The sequence below is a fragment of the Arthrobacter ramosus genome (assembly GCF_039535095.1).
Taxonomy (GTDB): Bacteria; Actinomycetota; Actinomycetes; order Actinomycetales; family Micrococcaceae; genus Arthrobacter; species Arthrobacter ramosus.
Genome location: NZ_BAAAWN010000001.1, coordinates 3,976,197 through 3,992,848, shown reverse-complemented (window position 1 = coordinate 3,992,848; position 16,652 = coordinate 3,976,197). Strand labels below are relative to the sequence as shown.

The 16,652-nt window shown below is 64.3% G+C and carries 17 protein-coding genes; 10 read left to right on the top strand and 7 right to left on the bottom strand.

All coding sequences use genetic code 11. The features are described from left to right. The first annotated feature begins 73 nt into the window (after window positions 1–73). Window positions 74–1,504 (top strand): L-serine ammonia-lyase, encoded by a 1,431-nt coding sequence (locus tag ABD742_RS18375; protein ID WP_234751538.1) that lies wholly within the window; start codon window positions 74–76, stop codon window positions 1,502–1,504. On the opposite strand, the gene ABD742_RS18370 is transcribed toward ABD742_RS18375, so the two are convergent. Then, a complete protein-coding gene (locus ABD742_RS18370; RefSeq protein WP_234751539.1) occupies window positions 1,485–1,649 on the bottom strand; it encodes a hypothetical protein in 165 nt (54 codons plus the stop codon). The two genes, ABD742_RS18375 and ABD742_RS18370, sit on opposite strands and share 20 nt — an antisense overlap. Before the next feature lie 233 nt (window positions 1,650–1,882). Here ABD742_RS18370 and ABD742_RS18365 point away from each other — a divergent pair, with 233 nt between their 5' ends. Both ABD742_RS18365 and ABD742_RS18360 read left to right on the top strand, forming a co-directional pair. Continuing rightward, complete coding sequence (locus ABD742_RS18365) at window positions 1,883–2,956, top strand: lipid II:glycine glycyltransferase FemX (protein ID WP_234751540.1); 1,074 nt, start codon at window positions 1,883–1,885, stop codon at window positions 2,954–2,956. Between the two features lie 78 nt (window positions 2,957–3,034). Next, window positions 3,035–4,513, top strand: a complete 1,479-nt coding sequence (locus ABD742_RS18360; RefSeq protein ID WP_234751541.1) for a threonine/serine exporter family protein — start codon at window positions 3,035–3,037, stop codon at window positions 4,511–4,513. A 38-nt stretch (window positions 4,514–4,551) separates the two neighbouring features. Here the strand turns inward: ABD742_RS18360 and ABD742_RS18355 are convergent, their stop codons facing one another. Together ABD742_RS18355 and ABD742_RS18350 are read right to left on the bottom strand one after the other, a co-directional pair. Continuing rightward, entirely contained in the window at window positions 4,552–5,391 is an 840-nt protein-coding gene (locus ABD742_RS18355; protein WP_234751542.1) for a siderophore-interacting protein, read from the bottom strand. Window positions 5,392–5,406: 15 nt separating this feature from the next. Next, window positions 5,407–6,174, bottom strand: coding sequence for a uracil-DNA glycosylase (locus ABD742_RS18350; protein WP_234751543.1), 768 nt, complete (start codon window positions 6,172–6,174; stop codon window positions 5,407–5,409). A gap of 136 nt (window positions 6,175–6,310) precedes the next feature. On the opposite strand from ABD742_RS18350, the gene ABD742_RS18345 reads away from it, so the two are divergent. From ABD742_RS18345 to ABD742_RS18320, 6 genes are all read left to right on the top strand, one after another. Next, window positions 6,311–6,646, top strand: a complete 336-nt coding sequence (locus ABD742_RS18345; RefSeq protein ID WP_234751544.1) for a DUF3263 domain-containing protein — start codon at window positions 6,311–6,313, stop codon at window positions 6,644–6,646. Between the two features lie 49 nt (window positions 6,647–6,695). Next, complete coding sequence (locus ABD742_RS18340) at window positions 6,696–7,316, top strand: LytR C-terminal domain-containing protein (RefSeq protein ID WP_234751545.1); 621 nt, start codon at window positions 6,696–6,698, stop codon at window positions 7,314–7,316. Between the two features lie 139 nt (window positions 7,317–7,455). Next, a complete protein-coding gene (locus ABD742_RS18335) occupies window positions 7,456–7,659 on the top strand; it encodes a cold-shock protein (protein WP_234751546.1) in 204 nt (67 codons plus the stop codon). After that, window positions 7,659–9,008 (top strand): ABC transporter substrate-binding protein, encoded by a 1,350-nt coding sequence (locus ABD742_RS18330; RefSeq protein WP_234751547.1) that lies wholly within the window; start codon window positions 7,659–7,661, stop codon window positions 9,006–9,008. Before ABD742_RS18335 ends, ABD742_RS18330 begins: the two co-directional genes overlap by 1 nt. Window positions 9,009–9,305: 297 nt before the next feature. Then, window positions 9,306–10,934 (top strand): chaperonin GroEL, encoded by a 1,629-nt coding sequence (gene groL, locus ABD742_RS18325; protein ID WP_234751548.1) that lies wholly within the window; start codon window positions 9,306–9,308, stop codon window positions 10,932–10,934. Window positions 10,935–11,070: 136 nt separating this feature from the next. Continuing rightward, window positions 11,071–12,150, top strand: coding sequence for a ribonuclease HI family protein (locus ABD742_RS18320; RefSeq protein ID WP_234751549.1), 1,080 nt, complete (start codon window positions 11,071–11,073; stop codon window positions 12,148–12,150). Window positions 12,151–12,253: 103 nt separating this feature from the next. Here ABD742_RS18320 and ABD742_RS18315 read toward each other — a convergent pair whose 3' ends face one another. The 4 genes from ABD742_RS18315 to ABD742_RS18300 all read right to left on the bottom strand — a co-directional run bounded on the left by ABD742_RS18315 (window position 12,254) and on the right by ABD742_RS18300 (window position 15,608). After that, a complete protein-coding gene (locus ABD742_RS18315; RefSeq protein ID WP_234751550.1) occupies window positions 12,254–12,544 on the bottom strand; it encodes a WXG100 family type VII secretion target in 291 nt (96 codons plus the stop codon). Between the two features lie 149 nt (window positions 12,545–12,693). Beyond that, the gene (locus tag ABD742_RS18310; protein ID WP_234751551.1) at window positions 12,694–14,175 is read right to left on the bottom strand and encodes a sensor histidine kinase; all 1,482 of its coding nucleotides are present in this window, start codon (window positions 14,173–14,175) and stop codon (window positions 12,694–12,696) included. Window positions 14,176–14,177: 2 nt separating this feature from the next. Beyond that, the gene (locus ABD742_RS18305) at window positions 14,178–14,888 is read right to left on the bottom strand and encodes a response regulator transcription factor (protein WP_234751552.1); all 711 of its coding nucleotides are present in this window, start codon (window positions 14,886–14,888) and stop codon (window positions 14,178–14,180) included. Window positions 14,889–14,972: 84 nt separating this feature from the next. After that, window positions 14,973–15,608, bottom strand: coding sequence for a LysE/ArgO family amino acid transporter (locus ABD742_RS18300; RefSeq protein ID WP_234751553.1), 636 nt, complete (start codon window positions 15,606–15,608; stop codon window positions 14,973–14,975). Between the two features lie 69 nt (window positions 15,609–15,677). Between ABD742_RS18300 and ABD742_RS18295 the strand changes: the two genes are divergently transcribed. Continuing rightward, window positions 15,678–16,586 (top strand): LysR family transcriptional regulator ArgP, encoded by a 909-nt coding sequence (locus ABD742_RS18295; RefSeq protein WP_234751554.1) that lies wholly within the window; start codon window positions 15,678–15,680, stop codon window positions 16,584–16,586. Window positions 16,587–16,652: the final 66 nt, after the last annotated feature.

Genomic DNA, 16,652 nt, shown 5'->3' with positions numbered 1-16,652 from the left:
GTCTTCGCGACCGAGCATGCAGAGGATGTCCGGTTCCCTCCCCACCCGACCACAACTAACTAAGGAAACCGACATGGCTGTTGGCGTCTTCGATCTTTTCTCTATTGGGATTGGTCCTTCGAGTTCGCATACCGTGGGGCCGATGCGGGCTGCTGCGGTCTTTGCGAGCGAGCTGGAGGAGTCCGGCGCCCTGGAACGGGTGGCCTCCCTGCGCGTTGACCTGTACGGTTCCCTGGCCGCTACGGGCCGCGGGCACGGCACCATGACCGCGGTGCTTTTGGGCCTGGAGGGCTACCACCCCGAGGAGATCCTCCCCGAGGAAGTGGAGGAACGGCTCGCCTCGATTGCCGAAACCGGGACCCTGAACCTTGGCGGGGCAGTCGACCCCGAATCCGGGGTGGCGTTGCCGTACGGGGAAGCGGACATGATCCTGCACCCGCTCACGGTCCTGCCCCGGCACACGAACGGGATGAAGTTCTCTGTGTCCGACGCCGAGGGCGAGGTGCTGCACGAGGCCACGTTCTTCTCCGTGGGCGGCGGCTTCATCGTCCGCGAAGGCGAAGAGGACGCAGCCCAGAAGGAACTGGAGGAGTCCAAGAAGGAACTCCCGCTGCCCTTCCGCACCGCCGCCGAACTCATGGGCCGCTGCTCCTCCAAGGGGCTCGGCATTTCCGACATCATGTTCATCAACGAACGCGCCTCCCGGACCGAAGAGGAAATCCGCGAAGGCCTGCTGCACATCTACTCCGTCATGGAGGCCTGTGTTGAAACCTCCCTCAAGCGCGAAGGCGTGCTGCCCGGCGGACTGAAGGTCCGCCGTCGGGCCCCCGACTGGCACGAGCGGCTCCTGAAGGAAACCAAAGACCAGGACCCTGAGTACCGGGACCCGAAGTACTGGCAGGAATGGGTGAACCTGATCGCCCTGGCCGTGAATGAGGAAAACGCCTCGGGCGGCCGTGTGGTCACCGCGCCCACGAACGGTGCCGCCGGGATCATCCCCGCCGTGCTGTACTACGCCCTGCATTTCGCCCCCGGCATGGACAAGGCCACGCAGCAGGACCGCGACGACGTCGTGGTGAAGTTCCTGCTCGCCGCGGGCGCCGTCGGGGTGCTCTACAAGGAGCAGGCCTCGATCTCCGGCGCCGAAGTCGGCTGCCAGGGCGAGGTCGGCTCCGCTTCCTCGATGGCCGCCGCCGGCTTAGCCGAAGTCATGGGCGGCTCCCCGGGACAGGTGGAGAATGCGGCCGAGATCGCGATGGAACACAACCTGGGCCTGACGTGCGACCCGATCGGCGGACTCGTGCAGATCCCGTGCATCGAACGCAACGCGATCGCCGCGGCGAAGGCCATCAACGCCGCGAAGATGGCGCTCTGGGGCGACGGCACCCACCGCGTCTCCCTGGACGAGGTCATTGTGACCATGCGCGAGACCGGCAAGGACATGTCCTCCAAATACAAGGAAACCGCCATGGGCGGCCTCGCCGTCAACGTCGTCGAGTGCTGACCCCCGCTTCCTGATGTTCGAGGCGGCGGGCACCGGACGGCCAGGCAGGGCCGAGCAATGCCGCGGATGCCATGGCAGCGAATACCGACCAAAAGCTGTTGCTGCGGCCGGTGGAGAGCGGCGGAATGGGGCGGTAGACGATCATCGGATCCTCCTGGTTTGGCTTTTGTTATAACCACTTTCCGCCGCCGGAATAGTTGTGGACTTTGGGGAACCTTTGCGCCGCCTGTGAGAAATCGAAGGGGCCCCACGTGGAGGCGTTGGAACGGACCAGGCTGTAGCTCCCCCTGGGGGCCGATAGACTTGAGGTTGAACGCCTGCCTGCGCCGCACACCGGCGCCTGCTGCCTCAAGTAAGCAACTGATTGGACACGGCCCCTTGCGAGAATTTACCGCACGCTTTGCCACCGCCGAGGAGATCGAACACTGGGACAAACACGTCACGGCCAATCCCAACGGCGGCAACCTCCTCCAATCCGAGGCATTTGCCGACGTAAAGCAACACTTCGGCTGGAAGCCCTTGCATCTCGTGTACGAGACTGCGGACTACAGCAGCTACAACCTGGTCCTGGAGAAGTCGTTTCCACTGCTCGGCAAGCTCTGGTACCTCATCAAGGGCCCTGACGTTGCCGGTGTCGAGGACATTCCCGGGATCATCCAGGCCAACCGGGAATTCGTGAAGCGGGACAAGCTCGGGGTTTTCGCCGTGAAAATCGAGCCGGACATCGTCCTCAGCGGCGAAGCGCGGGACGCGATCGAGGCCACCGGGGTCGTCAAGACCCCCAACCTGCAGCCGAACGACTCCACAGCCTTGTTGGACATCTCTCCCGAGGAAAACCAGCTGCTGCGCAACCTCCATTCCCGCGGCCGCAACGCCGTTCGCCGGGCCATCCGCGAAGGGGTTGAAGTGCACACCATGGAACCCACGGAAGAGAACTTCCGTTCCATGTATGCGCTGATGACCAACACCGTCGAGGCGAAGTCCCAAGTGCGGGTCCGTGAGTTCGGGTACTACCGCCAGTTCTGGACCAACTTCATCGAGCGCGGCCAGGGCAGGCTCTTGTTTGTCTTCGAAAACGGTGTCCCATCCGTCGGAGCCTTCGTCATCAACTATGGCCGGAAGGGCACCTACAAGGACGGCGGATCGCTGCAGAAGCGCGCGCAGTACGGCGATTCGCACTTGGTCCAGTGGACAGCCATCAACCAGGTCAAGGAACTGGGTTGCACTGAGTACGATTTCTGCGGCACTCCGCCCGCGGACCGGCTCAAAGACACCTCGCACCCGTTCCACGGACTTGGCCTGTTCAAGACCAGCTTCAGCAAGACCGTCACCGACTTCGTCGGCTGCTATGACCAAGTCATCAGCCCGCTGAAGTACAAGCTGTGGACCGCTGCCGGGGAGCGCATCGCGCGGCAGATCTACACCCGCCGCACGGGCCAGCAGTTCTACTAGAATCGCAGCGCCACCCCGCCTGCTGCATGTGCACCGCACCGTATTTGGAGGAACCACGCCCTTTGGAGGAACACCCGCGTGACTGACCGCCCCGACAACAGGCCCAACACGGACGGCTTGCCCAAGACGCAGCCGCTGAAGCCATCCCAGGTGCGCCAGAATGTCAACGCCAAGCGCATGCTTCGCAGGCTCGTGCAGGGCGAGAATCCTCCCACCGCCCCGATGAGCATCGTCGATCGCCTGGCGGGCAGTCCCTACGCCAACCCCATCATCCACGTGGGCGGTGTTGACGCTTCGGCCCGCAAGACCATCGACTTCGCGCTGCACATGGCCGAATCCATGTTTCGTTACGGAGCCGGTGCCCTGGAGGTCGAGACCAGCATCATCGCGGTCACGGCGGCACTCGGGTTGAAGAACATCGAAGTGGACATCACCAACCAGTCAGTCCAGATCAACTACGCGCCCAAGGACCAGACCCCGCTGACCCTGCTCCGGGTCGTCCGTTCCTGGACCAACAACTACGCAGGTTTGGCCCAGGTGCACCAGCTCGTCACGGATATCGTGGCCGGCGGGGTGGGCAGGGCCGAGGCCGTGCGGCGGCTGGATGAGATCATCCGGAGCAGCAAGCCCTTCCCGCGGTGGATGGTCACCATGGCGTTCGGCGTCTTCTCCGCTGTTTTCGTCGGGGTACTGGGCGGGGGACTGGGAGCGTCCGCTCTGGCATTCGTCTCCAACATGCTTGTCAATCTCGTGGCCCGTCAATTGGGCAAGTGGCGCACGCCTGACTTCTTCGTGACCGCGGCGTGCTCCTTCCTGGTCACGTTCATCGCGCTCATGCTCCACTGGGCCGGGGCGGACATCCCGCCGTCGATCGTCGTGGCGGGAGGTATCCTCTTGCTCTTGCCAACGGGCCGGCTCGTCTCTTCGGTGCAAGACGCCATCAACGGATTCCCCGTGACTGCGGCGGGACGTTTCCTGTCCACGATCCTGACCTTCGGCGCGATCGTTGCGGGCATCGCCGTCGCGGTGGTTGTGGGTGACCTCATCGGCAGCGTCGCGATCGACGTCACGCAAACATTCCCCGAGGCGTATCCATTGTGGGGCCAGGCCATCCTGATCGCCGTGGCCGTGATTGCCATCGGCATCACTGAACAGACCCTGCTGAAACTACTGCTCCCGACGGCGGCAGTGGGCTTGGTGGGTTACTTCGTCTTGTGGGGGGCCTCCAACCTTGGCTTCGGAGACCGGCTCTCTCCGGCGATTTCCGCCGTGATCATCGGCCTGCTCGCCCGAATGGTGGCACTCAGGCTCGGGGCCCCGCAACTGGTGGTAGCCGTTCCGGCAGCCCTCATCCTGCTCCCCGGGTTGAAGATATTCCGTTCCATGTATGTGTTGACGGTGCAGGAAGCGGATGTCTTGCTGGGTTCGGGCGGCATGCTCAACGCGGGAGCGATCGTGCTGGGCGTGGCCGCAGGAATCGTGCTGGGCGACAACCTGGCCCGGCCGTTGACCAAGGGCCTGGCCAGCAACGAGCGCCGCCGTGTCCGCCGGCGGTAGCCCGCCGCGCCCGGAGGGCCACCCGGCGGACACAGCCCCTAGATCTGTCCGATCGGGAGTTTCTTCTCCGCCTGGAAATCGTCCTCAACGCGTCCCTGGGCCCAGTATCCGGAAAGCGATACTTGGGAACGCTCCAGCCCACGCTGCTTGAAGAAGATGTCCCGCAGCCCCTTCATATAGCCGCGCTCACCATGCGCAAACACGTCGACGCGGCCGGGCAGCCACTCGGCTTCGCCCAAGGCATCAAGCAGGATCGAGCTTGATCCTGCCGGGACCCCGGAGCGAAGAAGCCAGCGCAACTCCACGCCGTCGGGCGCCGTGATGCCAAGGATGTCGGCGTCGCTATCGACTTCGAGGTAAGCAAGGCCCTTGGCGTCGGCCGGCAGGGATTCGATCGCCGCGGCAATCGCCGGGAGCGCAGCGTCGTCGCCCGCGAAAAGGTACCAGTCGGCGTCGGGCGCCGGGTTGTAGGCGCCGCCGGGACCCGTGAAAACAAGCGTGTCTCCGGGCTGGGCTGCGAGGGCCCACGGGCCTGCAAGGCCCTCGTCGCCGTGGACCACAAAGTCGATTGCCAGTTCCTGCGCAGCTTGGTCCACCCAACGGACGGTGTAGGTGCGGGTGTAGGGCCACTGTTCGCGTGGCATGGTCTCGCGGATGGCCCAAAGATCCAGGGGCAGCTCATAGTCGACGCCGGGCTGCGGGAACACGATCTTCACATACCGGTCCACGAAGTCGTTGTTCGCATAACCCGCAAAACCGGGTCCACCGGCAATGATGCGCACCATGTGGGGCGAAAGCTGTTCCGTGCGCAGCACAGTCAGGTTCACTTGGGGGCGGGCATTGCGGGATGCAGACGACGTCGCGGGCAAAGATGTCATGTAGGCAAGCCTAAGCTAGGGCAGCGGTGGAAGCTCCCAGATGACGGGATCTGCGCCTTGCATACGGAGCAGGGCGTTGGCCCGGCTGAACGGGCGCGAGCCGAAGAAACCCCGCGACGCGGAGAGCGGGCTGGGGTGCGCGGAAGAGATCACAGGGGCGCCTTCAAGCAGTGGCTGAACGGCTTCAGCGTCCTTGCCCCACAGGATCGCGACGAGCGGACTCCGCTGCCCGGCAGTGGTGCGGCGGCGGGCGACGGCGGTGACCGCCGCCGTCGTGATGGCCTCCCAGCCTTTGCCCCGGTGCGAGCCGGCCGCGCCGGCCGCGACACTGAGCACCCTGTTCAGGAGGAGTACTCCCTGGCCCGTCCAGGCCGAAAGATCGCCGTGGACCCGCGGCGGTAGCCCCAGATCGGACTCCATCTCCCGGTAGATGTTTGCGAGGCTGCGGGGGATGGGCCGGGTTGGCCCGGAAACCGCGAAAGAGAGCCCGACGGCGTGTCCCGGCGTTGGGTAGGGGTCCTGGCCCAGGATCAGCACCTTGACGTCTGCCAGAGGCTGCCGGAAGGCACGAAGGATGTTGGACGCTGCAGGCAGCACGTGGGTTCCGCGGCCGGCCTCGGCCGCCACGAAGGCCAGCACCGAGCGCAACTCGTCCTCGACGCCGGAGAGCGCCGCAGCCCAGTCCGGTGCCATGAGATCCTCCAAGGCCATTCCCGGGAGTGCCTCGAACCCGGCGGAGTGATCCTCGGATTCAAGCTCAAATAACGCTTCTTCGCCTGCCACCCAGCCATTGTCCCTGTCCCAAGGCCCTGGCGGAAAGCGGCGCCGGGGAAGTCGGCGGGGCAAATGACATCGGTGTTATTCGCCCGTTACCATGGGCGGGGGACATTTTTCAGTCAATGCGTCGAAGGAGTGTGTCGTGGCAGAACCCGCACGGGAACCCATGGCGTCCGAAGCAACTGGATTGGTGCTCGAAGACCTGTCCGGCGGACTCCGCAGCGACTCGCCGCTGGGCGAGCGTGAACAGCAGATGCTCGCCCTGGAGAGGCAATGGTGGAAGTACGCCGGGGCCAAGGAACAGGCCGTCAGGGAACTCTTCGATCTCTCCGCGACCCACTACTACCAGCTGCTCAATGCCCTCATCGACACCGAGGAAGCACTGGCGCACGATCCTATGCTGGTCAAGAGATTGCGTAGACTACGTATGTCACGTCAGAGGGCCCGCACAGCGCGCCGTCTCGGTTCCGACGCATAGAGCACACGCTGATCCCCCAGCAAGCAAGCAGCAAGGACAAGGCTTCACCATGACCAAATTTGCCCGGGATGAATTCGACCGTGTCCCGCAGAGCTCATCGCGCCAAGGTGTCCACAGGCTCGTCGCGTCCGCTTCCCGGCCCGCCCTGTGGCCGGTGCTGCTCCTGGGCGGCATCGCGCTGGCCGTAGGCCTCGTTGCGTTCCTCGTCCTCCCGAAGCTTGGCTTCACCTCATCGACGACGCCGCAAGCCGTCGTCACCGCGGACGCCTCCAAGCAAAGCGCCGCGGCGTCACCTTCCGCAAGCAGCTCTGCGCAGGCATCCAGCCAGCCGAGCCCGGGCGACACTCCGTCCAGCGCCCCGACACCCACTGCAGCAACCCCCAGCACGGCGCCATTGGACAAGACGGCGGCAGTCGCGGTCTACAACGGCACCACCACTGGTGGCTTGGCTGCCCGCGTGGCCGGCCTCGTTCAAGGCGGGGGCTGGCCGTTGTCCACCGTCGCAAACTGGGGCGGCATGCCCCAGCAGACGTCGTCCGTCTTCTACAAAGGCGCAGCCCAGAAGGGCAATGCCGAAGCCCTCGGAAAATTGCTGGGCATTTCCAACCTTGTGGACAGCGCAGAATTCCAGCAGCCCGTGGTTGTCATTCTGGGCCCCGGCTACAAGTAGCAACTCGGTTACGCCTCAATAACATTGCGGCTACCCGCACCCATGGTTGCGCTACGGCAACGTGACTGTGGTTACAGTAGTTGTGAGCTGGCCCGGAGATCCCGGAAGCCGGCCACTGCTAGTTGAAAGTGTGGGGATCATGGCTTTGGGAACCGTCAAATGGTTCAATGCCGAAAAGGGCTACGGATTCATCACCGTGGATGAGTCCGGTGACGAAATCTTTGTGCATTGGTCCGCCATCCAGATGGATGGCTTCCGTGCGCTCGAAGAAGGACAACGGGTCGACTTCGAACTGGGCGAGGGCCAGAAGGGCCCGCAGGCAGAAAGCGTGCGGCTTATCTAGTGGGTGTTTCGGCAACAGGGCTGTCCCAGCCCTTTGGAACCCAGCCCCTTGGAGGACGCCGGTCCCGGGTAGTTTCTCTTCTTGCAGGCTTCGCAGCCTTGGCCCTTGGACTGGCCGGATGTTCCGCCCCCATCGGCAACGCCAGGCTCAGCTCCGTTACCCCGAGCGGCGACGGCGTCCTGCGCGTCGGCGTGATTCTGGACAACACCGGTAGCTCCGCATTCCTCAATGAGTCCGAGCTGGCGGCGGCCAAGTTGGCTGTCAAGCAGGTCAACGACGCAGGCGGATACAAAGGCCACCCTGTCGAGTTGCTTCCGGCGTCGGCGGCCAGCGAAGGCAGCAGCGCGGCGGCCTTCACTGCCGATACCGCGGCGCAAGCCAAGGCGTTGCTCTCGGCCCACGCCGACGTCGTTGTCGGGCCAACGGATTCCAGCCATGCTCCCGCCGCCATCGATGTGCTGTCTCCCGCCCGGATTCCGCTCATCTCGCCGGCCAACACGGCGTCGGGGCTGAGCAGCTACAAGAATGGCGGCTTCTACTTCCGTACTTCGGCCGCTGACGCCGCACAGGGCAGCGTTTTGGCGAAGCTTGCCCACGACGCCGGCGCCAACAGGATTTCCGTCCTCCACGAAGCCGGGGACTACGGTACGCGCGTCTCCGGAGCGGTCATGGACGCTGCCCGCGGCCTCGGAATGAACGCCGTGTCCAACGCGGAATTCACGCCTGGCAAAGCAGCTCCCGCCGCGGCGGGCATCAAGTCCGGCACGCCGGACGCCGTCGTCGTGGTTGCCCGTGATGGTGCCCAGGGCGCCCTGGCCGAGCTCCTGAACGCGGGGCTGAGAGGCAAGAGCCTGATCCTGAGTGACGGTGCCATCCGCCAATATGGAACAGCGCTCGGTGCCGGCGGCCTCGACGGCGCGCTGGGAATTCTTCCAGGCGTCTTCCCGAGTGCGGAGTTCCAAGCCGATCTGACTGGCATCGACCCCAAACTCAAGGACACGACGTACGCCGCCGAGACGTACGACGCCGTCACCCTCGCGGCGCTTGCGGCCGCAGCGGCGGGCGACGACGCCGGTGGCTCGATCGCGGCCTGGCTCACCACTGTGTCCGGCGGGACGCGTCCGGCGTCCGGCGATGCGGCAACGAAAGAACGCACGTCCTGTACGTCATACAAGGACTGCCTCGAGGTGCTGAAGGGGCCCAAGCTCCCGGATTACGACGGCGAGTCCGGCACCATCGGGTTCGACGCCAACGGCGACGTTACCTCGTCCAATTACATCGTCTTCACCTACGGAGCTGACAACACTGCGCGCGTGAGCGGCAAGGAGACCGCCTCGCGGACTCCGTGATTGGCTTGAGCCCGTAGCGAATTCCCATGGCGTGGCGAGTAGTTTCCGGCCCTTGCTGCTTGCACTCTCCTCGGGTGAGTGCTAATTATTGATTAGCACTCACAAGCACTGACTGCTAATTCTTCGCGGCTCCGGCCGTAGGGAAATAGTGGCGGTGCCTGGGAGAACAAAGAAAACCTTGCTGGGGTGAGGTCCGGAGCACGCGGCGTACAGAGGCCGAATGTGAAGGATCGTCCGTCGCGGGCACCGCAGTGAAGGCACCTTCTTAACGACTGTCCCGAAAGGACTACCGCCGTTATGGCCAAGATCATTGCATTTGATGAAGAGGCGCGCCGCGGTCTCGAGCGGGGTCTGAACATCCTCGCCGACGCCGTCAAGGTCACCCTCGGCCCGCGTGGACGCAACGTCGTCCTCGAAAAGAAATGGGGCGCCCCCACGATCACCAACGATGGCGTTTCCATCGCTAAAGAGATCGAACTGGACGACCCGTTCGAGAAGATCGGCGCAGAGCTGGTCAAGGAAGTTGCCAAGAAGACGGACGACGTCGCTGGCGACGGCACCACCACTGCCACCGTCCTGGCCCAGGCCCTCGTCAAGGAAGGCCTGCGCAACGTAGCTGCCGGCGCCGACCCGCTGTCCCTCAAGCGCGGCATCGAGAAGGCTGTTGAAGCCGTTATCCGCGAGCTGCTCGCCTCCGCCAAGGAGATCGAGACCAAGGAAGAGATCGCAGCCACGGCTTCCATCTCCGCCGGCGACTCCGAAATCGGTAACCTCATTGCTGAAGCCCTGGACAAGGTCGGCAAGGAAGGCGTCATCACGGTCGAGGAGTCCAACACCTTCGGCCTGGAGCTCGAGCTCACCGAAGGCATGCGCTTCGACAAGGGTTACATCTCCGCTTACTTCGTCACCGACGCAGAGCGCCAGGAAACGGTCCTCGAAGACCCGTACATCCTGATCGTCAACTCCAAGATCTCCAACGTGAAGGAACTCGTTGCGGTCCTGGAGAAGGTCATGCAGTCGAACAAGCCGCTGCTGATCATCGCCGAAGACATCGAGGGCGAGGCCCTGGCCACCCTGATCGTCAACAAGATCCGTGGCACCTTCAAGTCCGTTGCCGTCAAGGCTCCGGGCTTCGGTGACCGCCGCAAGGCACAGCTCGCCGACATTGCGATCCTCACCGGTGGCCAGGTAATCTCTTCGGAGGTCGGCCTCAGCCTCGAGAACGCAACCCTCGAACTGCTCGGCAACGCCCGCAAGGTTGTTGTCACCAAGGACGAAACCACCATCGTCGAAGGTGCCGGCGACGCCGACGCTATCGCCGGCCGCGTGGCACAGATCCGTGCCGAGATCGAGAACTCCGATTCCGACTACGACCGCGAGAAGCTGCAGGAGCGCCTGGCCAAGCTGGCCGGCGGCGTTGCAGTCATCAAGGCCGGTGCCGCAACCGAGGTAGAGCTCAAGGAACGCAAGCACCGCATTGAGGACGCAGTCCGCAACGCAAAGGCTGCCGTTGAAGAAGGCATCGTCGCCGGTGGTGGCGTTGCCCTCATCCAGGCCGGTGCCAAGGCATTCGCGAACCTGCAGCTCGAAGGCGACGAAGCAACGGGCGCCAACATCGTCCGCGTTGCCATCGACGCTCCGCTCAAGCAGATCGCTTACAACGCTGGCCTCGAGCCGGGCGTTGTCATCGACAAGGTCCGCGGCCTGCCGTCGGGCCACGGCCTGAACGCTGCAACCGGCGTTTACGAGGACCTGCTGGCCGCCGGCGTCAACGACCCCGTAAAGGTCACCCGCTCGGCTCTCCAGAACGCTGCCTCGATCGCTGGTCTGTTCCTGACCACCGAGGCCGTTGTTGCCGACAAGCCGGAGAAGAACGCTCCGTCTATGGGTGGCGGCGACGACATGGGCGGCATGGGCGGCTTCTAAGCCCCCGCGCCGGCTCACTAGCCACACGCACGACGACGGTCCCCGCCTCAGGTGGGGGCCGTCGTCGCCGTTTAACGACGCTCGCTCAGGGTCTCGCGGTCCGGGAGTGCCGGGGTGGTCTGGCAGGATGGAAACCATGACGATTATTGCTGCCGCCGATGGTTCTGCCCTCGGCAATCCCGGGCCTGCCGGTTGGGCCTGGTACGTGAACGACTCGTGCTGGAGGGCCGGCGGGTGGCCGCACGGAACCAACAACCAGGGCGAGCTCATGGCGGTGCTCGACCTCTTCCGGTCCACGGCACATGTTCCCGATGAAGAGCTGAAGATTCTCTGCGACAGCCAGTACGTCATCAATTGCATCACCAAGTGGATTCCGGGATGGAAGCGCAAGGGCTGGCGCAAAGCGGACGGAAAGCCCGTCTTGAACGTCGATCTCCTCAAGGACATCGACCAGGCCATTGTTGGCCGCAAGTACACGTTCGAGTGGGTCAAAGGCCACGCCGGCCACGACCTCAACGAGGCCGCCGACGATCGCGCCCGTGCGGTCGCCACCGCGTTCCAGCAGGGAACAGCCGCTCCTGGCGGACCGGGCTATCCGGGAGCTGGTGAAGCTGCACGGTCCATGCCCCGAACGCCATCGGCCCGCACGCCGTCAGTCCGCACAGCGCCTGTGGAGGCGCCCTCGCTTTTCGATGACGACCACGACGACGCCGATGCCCCGGATGAAGACCTCACATTGTTCGGCGGTCAGGACCTCTTGAGCGGGTCGTCCTTGCCTAACGCGCCGGCGGTGTTCACGGAGCAGGCGACGTTCATCGAGCCCACGTTGTTCGCCGGTGACGACGAAGAAGCGGTCCTTGGCCAGGCCGGCGGGCGCTCGGACGAGGAAACGGTCATTCTTCTTGAGAGGGAGCTCCTGAGGCCCGACGTCAGGGGAGACCTTGGGCGTACGGGGATCCTGCTCCACCCGGACTTCACTGAGATTGGCAGCTCCGGACGTGTCTGGTCCCGCGACGAGCTCATGATGGCGTTGGAGGGCAATCCAGGCGAAACCGCGGAGGTAGAGATGATTTCCGCAGATCGCCTCTCCAGCAACACCATGCTGCTCAGCTACAGAAGTTATGGGCGAACCGGCTCGGCATTGCGGAGTTCGATCTGGTTGCTGGATGACGGCCGCTGGCGTTTGCGCTTCCACCAGTCGACGCCGGAGAAGTAACGGCGCAGAAGCAGACGGACCCCGGACGCAACTGGACCCTTGAAAACAACTAGATCCCGGCGGGAGGGTAGATTAGCGGCCCGCCGGGATCTCCCAGCCTTTCTTAGTAGCTGAACCGCCGGGTGTTGCCTTGCTCGGTCTGGAGGTAGCTTGCCGCGGCGGAGGACAGTGCCAGGTTGATGGATGCCAGTGAGGCCTCCACCTTGCTCTGGGTCAACGTCCACTCCGAGACGAGGACCTGGAAATTGTTGGCCGCTGATCCCTTCCAGGTGGCTTGGAGCTCGTCCAGGCCACGTTTCATCGCTTGGACGTCGGCGCTGATGCGATCCACAGTGGCTTTGACGCTGGCGGACTTGAGCTGGAGAAGTTCTGTATCGACGGATATAACGCTCATAGGGCGTTGCCTTTCAACTGAAGGGGTCCGCAGGTGCGGCTGGCTTGTGGTCCACACAATGAGCCTAGAAGCCGTCACATGGCGCAGGCAGAGCCGAATCTCCCTATGTGGACAACTCGCAAAATCAAACCGCCCAGCCTAGAAAACTGCTAGTCGGAGATCTCCGCCTCGGCAATACCCGCATCTTCAGGCACCTCGGACACGTCGTCCTGGAAGGGGAGGCTGACAATCAGGGTGGCCCCGCCGCCGTCGGTCTCTTCGACCCTGACGGTACCGCCGTGGGACCCCACAATTGCCGCAACGATCGCGAGACCGAGCCCGCTGCCGCCGGTCTCCCGCGTGCGTGAAGTGTCCGCCCTGTAGAAGCGCTCGAAGATCCGGGGCAGTTCCTCGGCCGGAATGCCGCTGCCGTGGTCCCGGACCTCAAGAACGGATAACGGACCACCGGGCGTGTTCCGCACCCCGACTGCGAGCTCAATCGGCGTTCCTTCGGGGGTGTAGCGCAGGGCGTTGCCCACCAGGTTTCCGAGAACCTGGCGAAGCTTGGCTTCGTCACCCTGGACCGGGGCAGGCGCCGCCGCTCCGCCGTCGAGCCCCGTGAGCGAAATCTTCCGCTCGCCGGACGTTGCGAGTGAGTCCACGACGGCGTCGTTCGCCAGCAGGTGCAGATCGACCGGCTTGAGCTGTAAGGGACGTTGTTCGTCCAGGCGGGCAAGCAGGAGCAGGTCTTCCACCATGGATCCCATCCGCTTGGCTTCGCTCTCGATCCTGCCCATCGCGGTGCCCACATCTTCCGGCGTGGCAAGGGCGCCGTGGCGGTAGAGCTCGGAGAAGCCGCGGATGGTGACCAAGGGGGTCCGCAGTTCGTGGGAGGCATCGGCGGCGAATCGCCGCATCCTGGCCTCGGAAGCCGCCCGGGCCGCGAAGGACGCCTCGATGTGGGCGAGCATAGCGTTGAGTGAAGCACCCAAGCGACCGACTTCGGTGACAGGGTTTTCGACCTCCACGCGGCGTGAGAGATCACCGGCAGCGATAGCAGCTGCCGTCTTTTCAACGCGGGAGAGGGGACGGAAGGAACGTGCAACAGTCCAGGTGGCGATGAAGAACGCGAGCACCAAGGTCAAGAGTCCGACGCCGACCACCACGAGGGTAGCGTGTTCCATGACTCTGTCCACGGGGGACAGGGGCAGCCCGACGATCACCACCGCGTTTTGCCCGGTCCGGTTGTCCACGACGTTGACCGCCACCACACGCCAATCGCCGCCGGCGGTGCCGTTCACCTGGAAGGGTGCGTAATTGCGGTTCTTGGCTTCAACCGGGCTGATGGTGGCGATGCTCGGCCGGTCGGTCTTGCTGCCGCCGAAGGGATAGGGTGGCTGGCCCTGGACGTAGAGCGTCAGGGAATAGTCCGTGGGCACGGCAGGGCCCGCCTCAGACAGGTTGGCGAAAGATTGCTGTTGCTGGGCGATCTGGACAGCAGCCTTGAGCTTGTCATCCACTTGCCCTTGGAGGTAGCTCTTGACGAGGGTCAGCGTCCCGGCGCCCGTGGCGGCCAAGGCAAGGAGCAGCAGCCCCATGATGATGGCGACCAGCTGCGACCTGAGGGAGGCCGACTTCCAACGGTTGAACAAGGTCAGCGCTTCTCGGCCGTCCGCAGTACGTAACCGACGCCGCGCTTGGTCTGGATCAAGGCAGTGGCATCCGGGTCAATATCCACTTTGCGCCGGAGGTAGGAAATGTAGGACTCCACGATCGAGGCGTCGCCGTTGAAGTCGTATTCCCAGACGTGGTCCAGGATCTGCGCCTTGGAAAGCACCCGGTTGGGGTTCAGCATGAGGTAGCGCAGCAGCTTGAACTCGGTGGGCGACAGCTCGATGATGGTGCCGCCGCGGCGGACCTCGTGCGCGTCGTCGTCGAGCTCGAGGTCATCCACGCGGATGACGGCGTCGTCGTCTTCCATCGGCTGCGTGCGGCGTAGCACTGCGCGGATCCGGGCCACCACTTCATCCAGGCTGAAGGGCTTGGTGACGTAGTCGTCGCCGCCCACGGTCAGGCCCGTGACCTTGTCTTCCGTGTCGTCCTTGGCGGTCAGGAACAAGACAGGGAAATGCTTTCCGGCGGCGCGAAGGCGGCGGGTGACAGTGAACCCATCCATATCGGGGAGCATGACGTCCAGGACCGCGAGGTCCGGGGCGTGAAGTTCGGCGGCAGCGAGCGCTTCGCGGCCGTTCGACGCCGCAACGACCTCAAAGCCAGCAAAACGCAGCGAGGTGGAGAGCAGCTCACGGATGTTGGGTTCGTCGTCGACGACGAGGAGCTTGGCTTCGGGGCCGTTCTTTTTCATACCATTCATGATGCTCCCAGTTTCTGGGAGTTGACTGGATGCTTGTTGTGAGAATTATCGGGGTGTCGTGGTTGCGGGCCCGGGCTAACTGCCGAGGGCCAGGCCGACGCCGAGTCCCACCATGGTGACGGCAATCCCGCCGTCGAGGAACCGCCACGACGCCGGGCGCGCAAAGAAGCCGCGCAGCAGTTTCGCGCCGAACCCGAGTGAACAGAACCATAGAACACTGCCCAGCATGGCTCCGGCGCCGAACCACCACTGCAGCCCGGGCCCTTGCGCGTTCGCCACGGATCCCAGGAGCAACACGGTATCCAGGTAGACGTGGGGGTTGAGCCATGTCAGGGCCATGACAGTTGCCAGCGCTGCCGCCAGTCCGCTTCGGCCGGCGCCCGAAGGCCCGGGCTCAGCGGACACGAGCGCTTGCGGCTTGAGGATCCGCCGTGCCGCCATCACGCCGTACGTGACCAGGAATGCCGCACCGACATAGCGGAGAACGACGACGGCGGCAGGCGCCGCGGTGAGCAGGGCGCCTGTGCCGAGTACCCCGGCCGCGATGAGTGCGGCGTCCGAGATGGCGCACACGGCAACGATTGCTCCGATATGTTCGCCGCGGATTCCTTGCCGGAGGACGAAAGCATTTTGGGCGCCGATGGCAACAATGAGGGCCAGGCCTGTGCCGAGGCCCAAGCCGGCAGCGTGGAAGACGTCGGGGGAGTTCATACTTCGAGGCTAAGTTTCACCTTCAACATTAGTCCAGCTAAATATTCTTAGGTATCGTAAGATGGTCTTATGGCCAGATTCTCTTCTGAACAGCTGCACACGTTCGCCGCCGTGCTCACGGAAGGTACCCTCGACGCCGCTGCCCGATCACTGAACATCACGCCGTCGGCGGTCTCCCAGCGCCTCAAGGCGCTTGAACAAGCATCCGGCAGGGTATTGCTGCAGCGCAGCAATCCGGTCCAGGCCACGGAGTCGGGACACGTAGTCCTCAGGCTGGCGCGGCAGCTCGCCCAGTTGGAGGCTGACGCCGAACTAGAACTGGGCCTGCCCGGCGAGTCGCCGATGGTTTCGGTTCCGATCGTGGTCAACGCGGATTCCTTGTCCGTCTGGTTCCTCAAGGCCCTTACCAGGGTCCCCGCGGCGCTGAACGCTGTCTTTGATCTTCACCGGGACGACGAGCAGTATTCCACGTCCATGCTGCGCGCCGGAACGGTGATGGCCGCCGTGACCGCGACTCCCGAGCCGGTGCAGGGCTGCCGCGTGGAGCCTCTGGGGAGCATGCGATACCGTGCCGTCACCACCCCGGAGTTCAGGGCGCGGTGGCTTCCCGACGGCGCCGATGTCGCCTCGCTGCGCGCGGCTCCGGCCGTGGACTTCGACCGCAAGGATGAATACCAGCACCGTTTCCTGGAACTCTTGGGCGGCGCTGGCCGTGGGATGGAGCCGGCAGGGCCGCGCCACTATGTTCCGTCCAGCCAGGAGTTTGCCGAGGCCATTCGCTTGGGTCTCGGGTGGGGACTGCTGCCTGAATCGCAATGCGGCCGGGACATAGCCGATGGGTATTTGGTGGAACTCGCGCCTGAGCAGCCCTTGGACGTTCCCTTGTACTGGCAACGGTGGCGGGCGCCGTCGCGGATCTTGGACGCCGTGACTGAGGCGGTCCGGAGCACCGCCGCGGAAGTGCTGCGCCGGGCCTAACAAGCGGGCCCGAGGCAACGTTGGCGGCCAAAAGCCAACACGCCGCGTGCACAGTCCTAAATTGTC

Coding starts and splice junctions, on each gene's coding strand:
- ABD742_RS18375 (WP_234751538.1), top strand. CDS start 74: ATGGCTGTTGGCGTCTTCGATCTTTTCTCTATTGGGATTGGTCCTTCG.
- ABD742_RS18340 (WP_234751545.1), top strand. CDS start 6,696: ATGACCAAATTTGCCCGGGATGAATTCGACCGTGTCCCGCAGAGCTCA.
- ABD742_RS18335 (WP_234751546.1), top strand. CDS start 7,456: ATGGCTTTGGGAACCGTCAAATGGTTCAATGCCGAAAAGGGCTACGGA.
- ABD742_RS18315 (WP_234751550.1), bottom strand. CDS start 12,544: ATGAGCGTTATATCCGTCGATACAGAACTTCTCCAGCTCAAGTCCGCC.
- ABD742_RS18355 (WP_234751542.1), bottom strand. CDS start 5,391: ATGACATCTTTGCCCGCGACGTCGTCTGCATCCCGCAATGCCCGCCCC.
- groL (WP_234751548.1), top strand. CDS start 9,306: ATGGCCAAGATCATTGCATTTGATGAAGAGGCGCGCCGCGGTCTCGAG.
- ABD742_RS18370 (WP_234751539.1), bottom strand. CDS start 1,649: ATGATCGTCTACCGCCCCATTCCGCCGCTCTCCACCGGCCGCAGCAAC.
- ABD742_RS18295 (WP_234751554.1), top strand. CDS start 15,678: ATGGCCAGATTCTCTTCTGAACAGCTGCACACGTTCGCCGCCGTGCTC.
- ABD742_RS18305 (WP_234751552.1), bottom strand. CDS start 14,888: ATGAAAAAGAACGGCCCCGAAGCCAAGCTCCTCGTCGTCGACGACGAA.
- ABD742_RS18320 (WP_234751549.1), top strand. CDS start 11,071: ATGACGATTATTGCTGCCGCCGATGGTTCTGCCCTCGGCAATCCCGGG.
- ABD742_RS18300 (WP_234751553.1), bottom strand. CDS start 15,608: ATGAACTCCCCCGACGTCTTCCACGCTGCCGGCTTGGGCCTCGGCACA.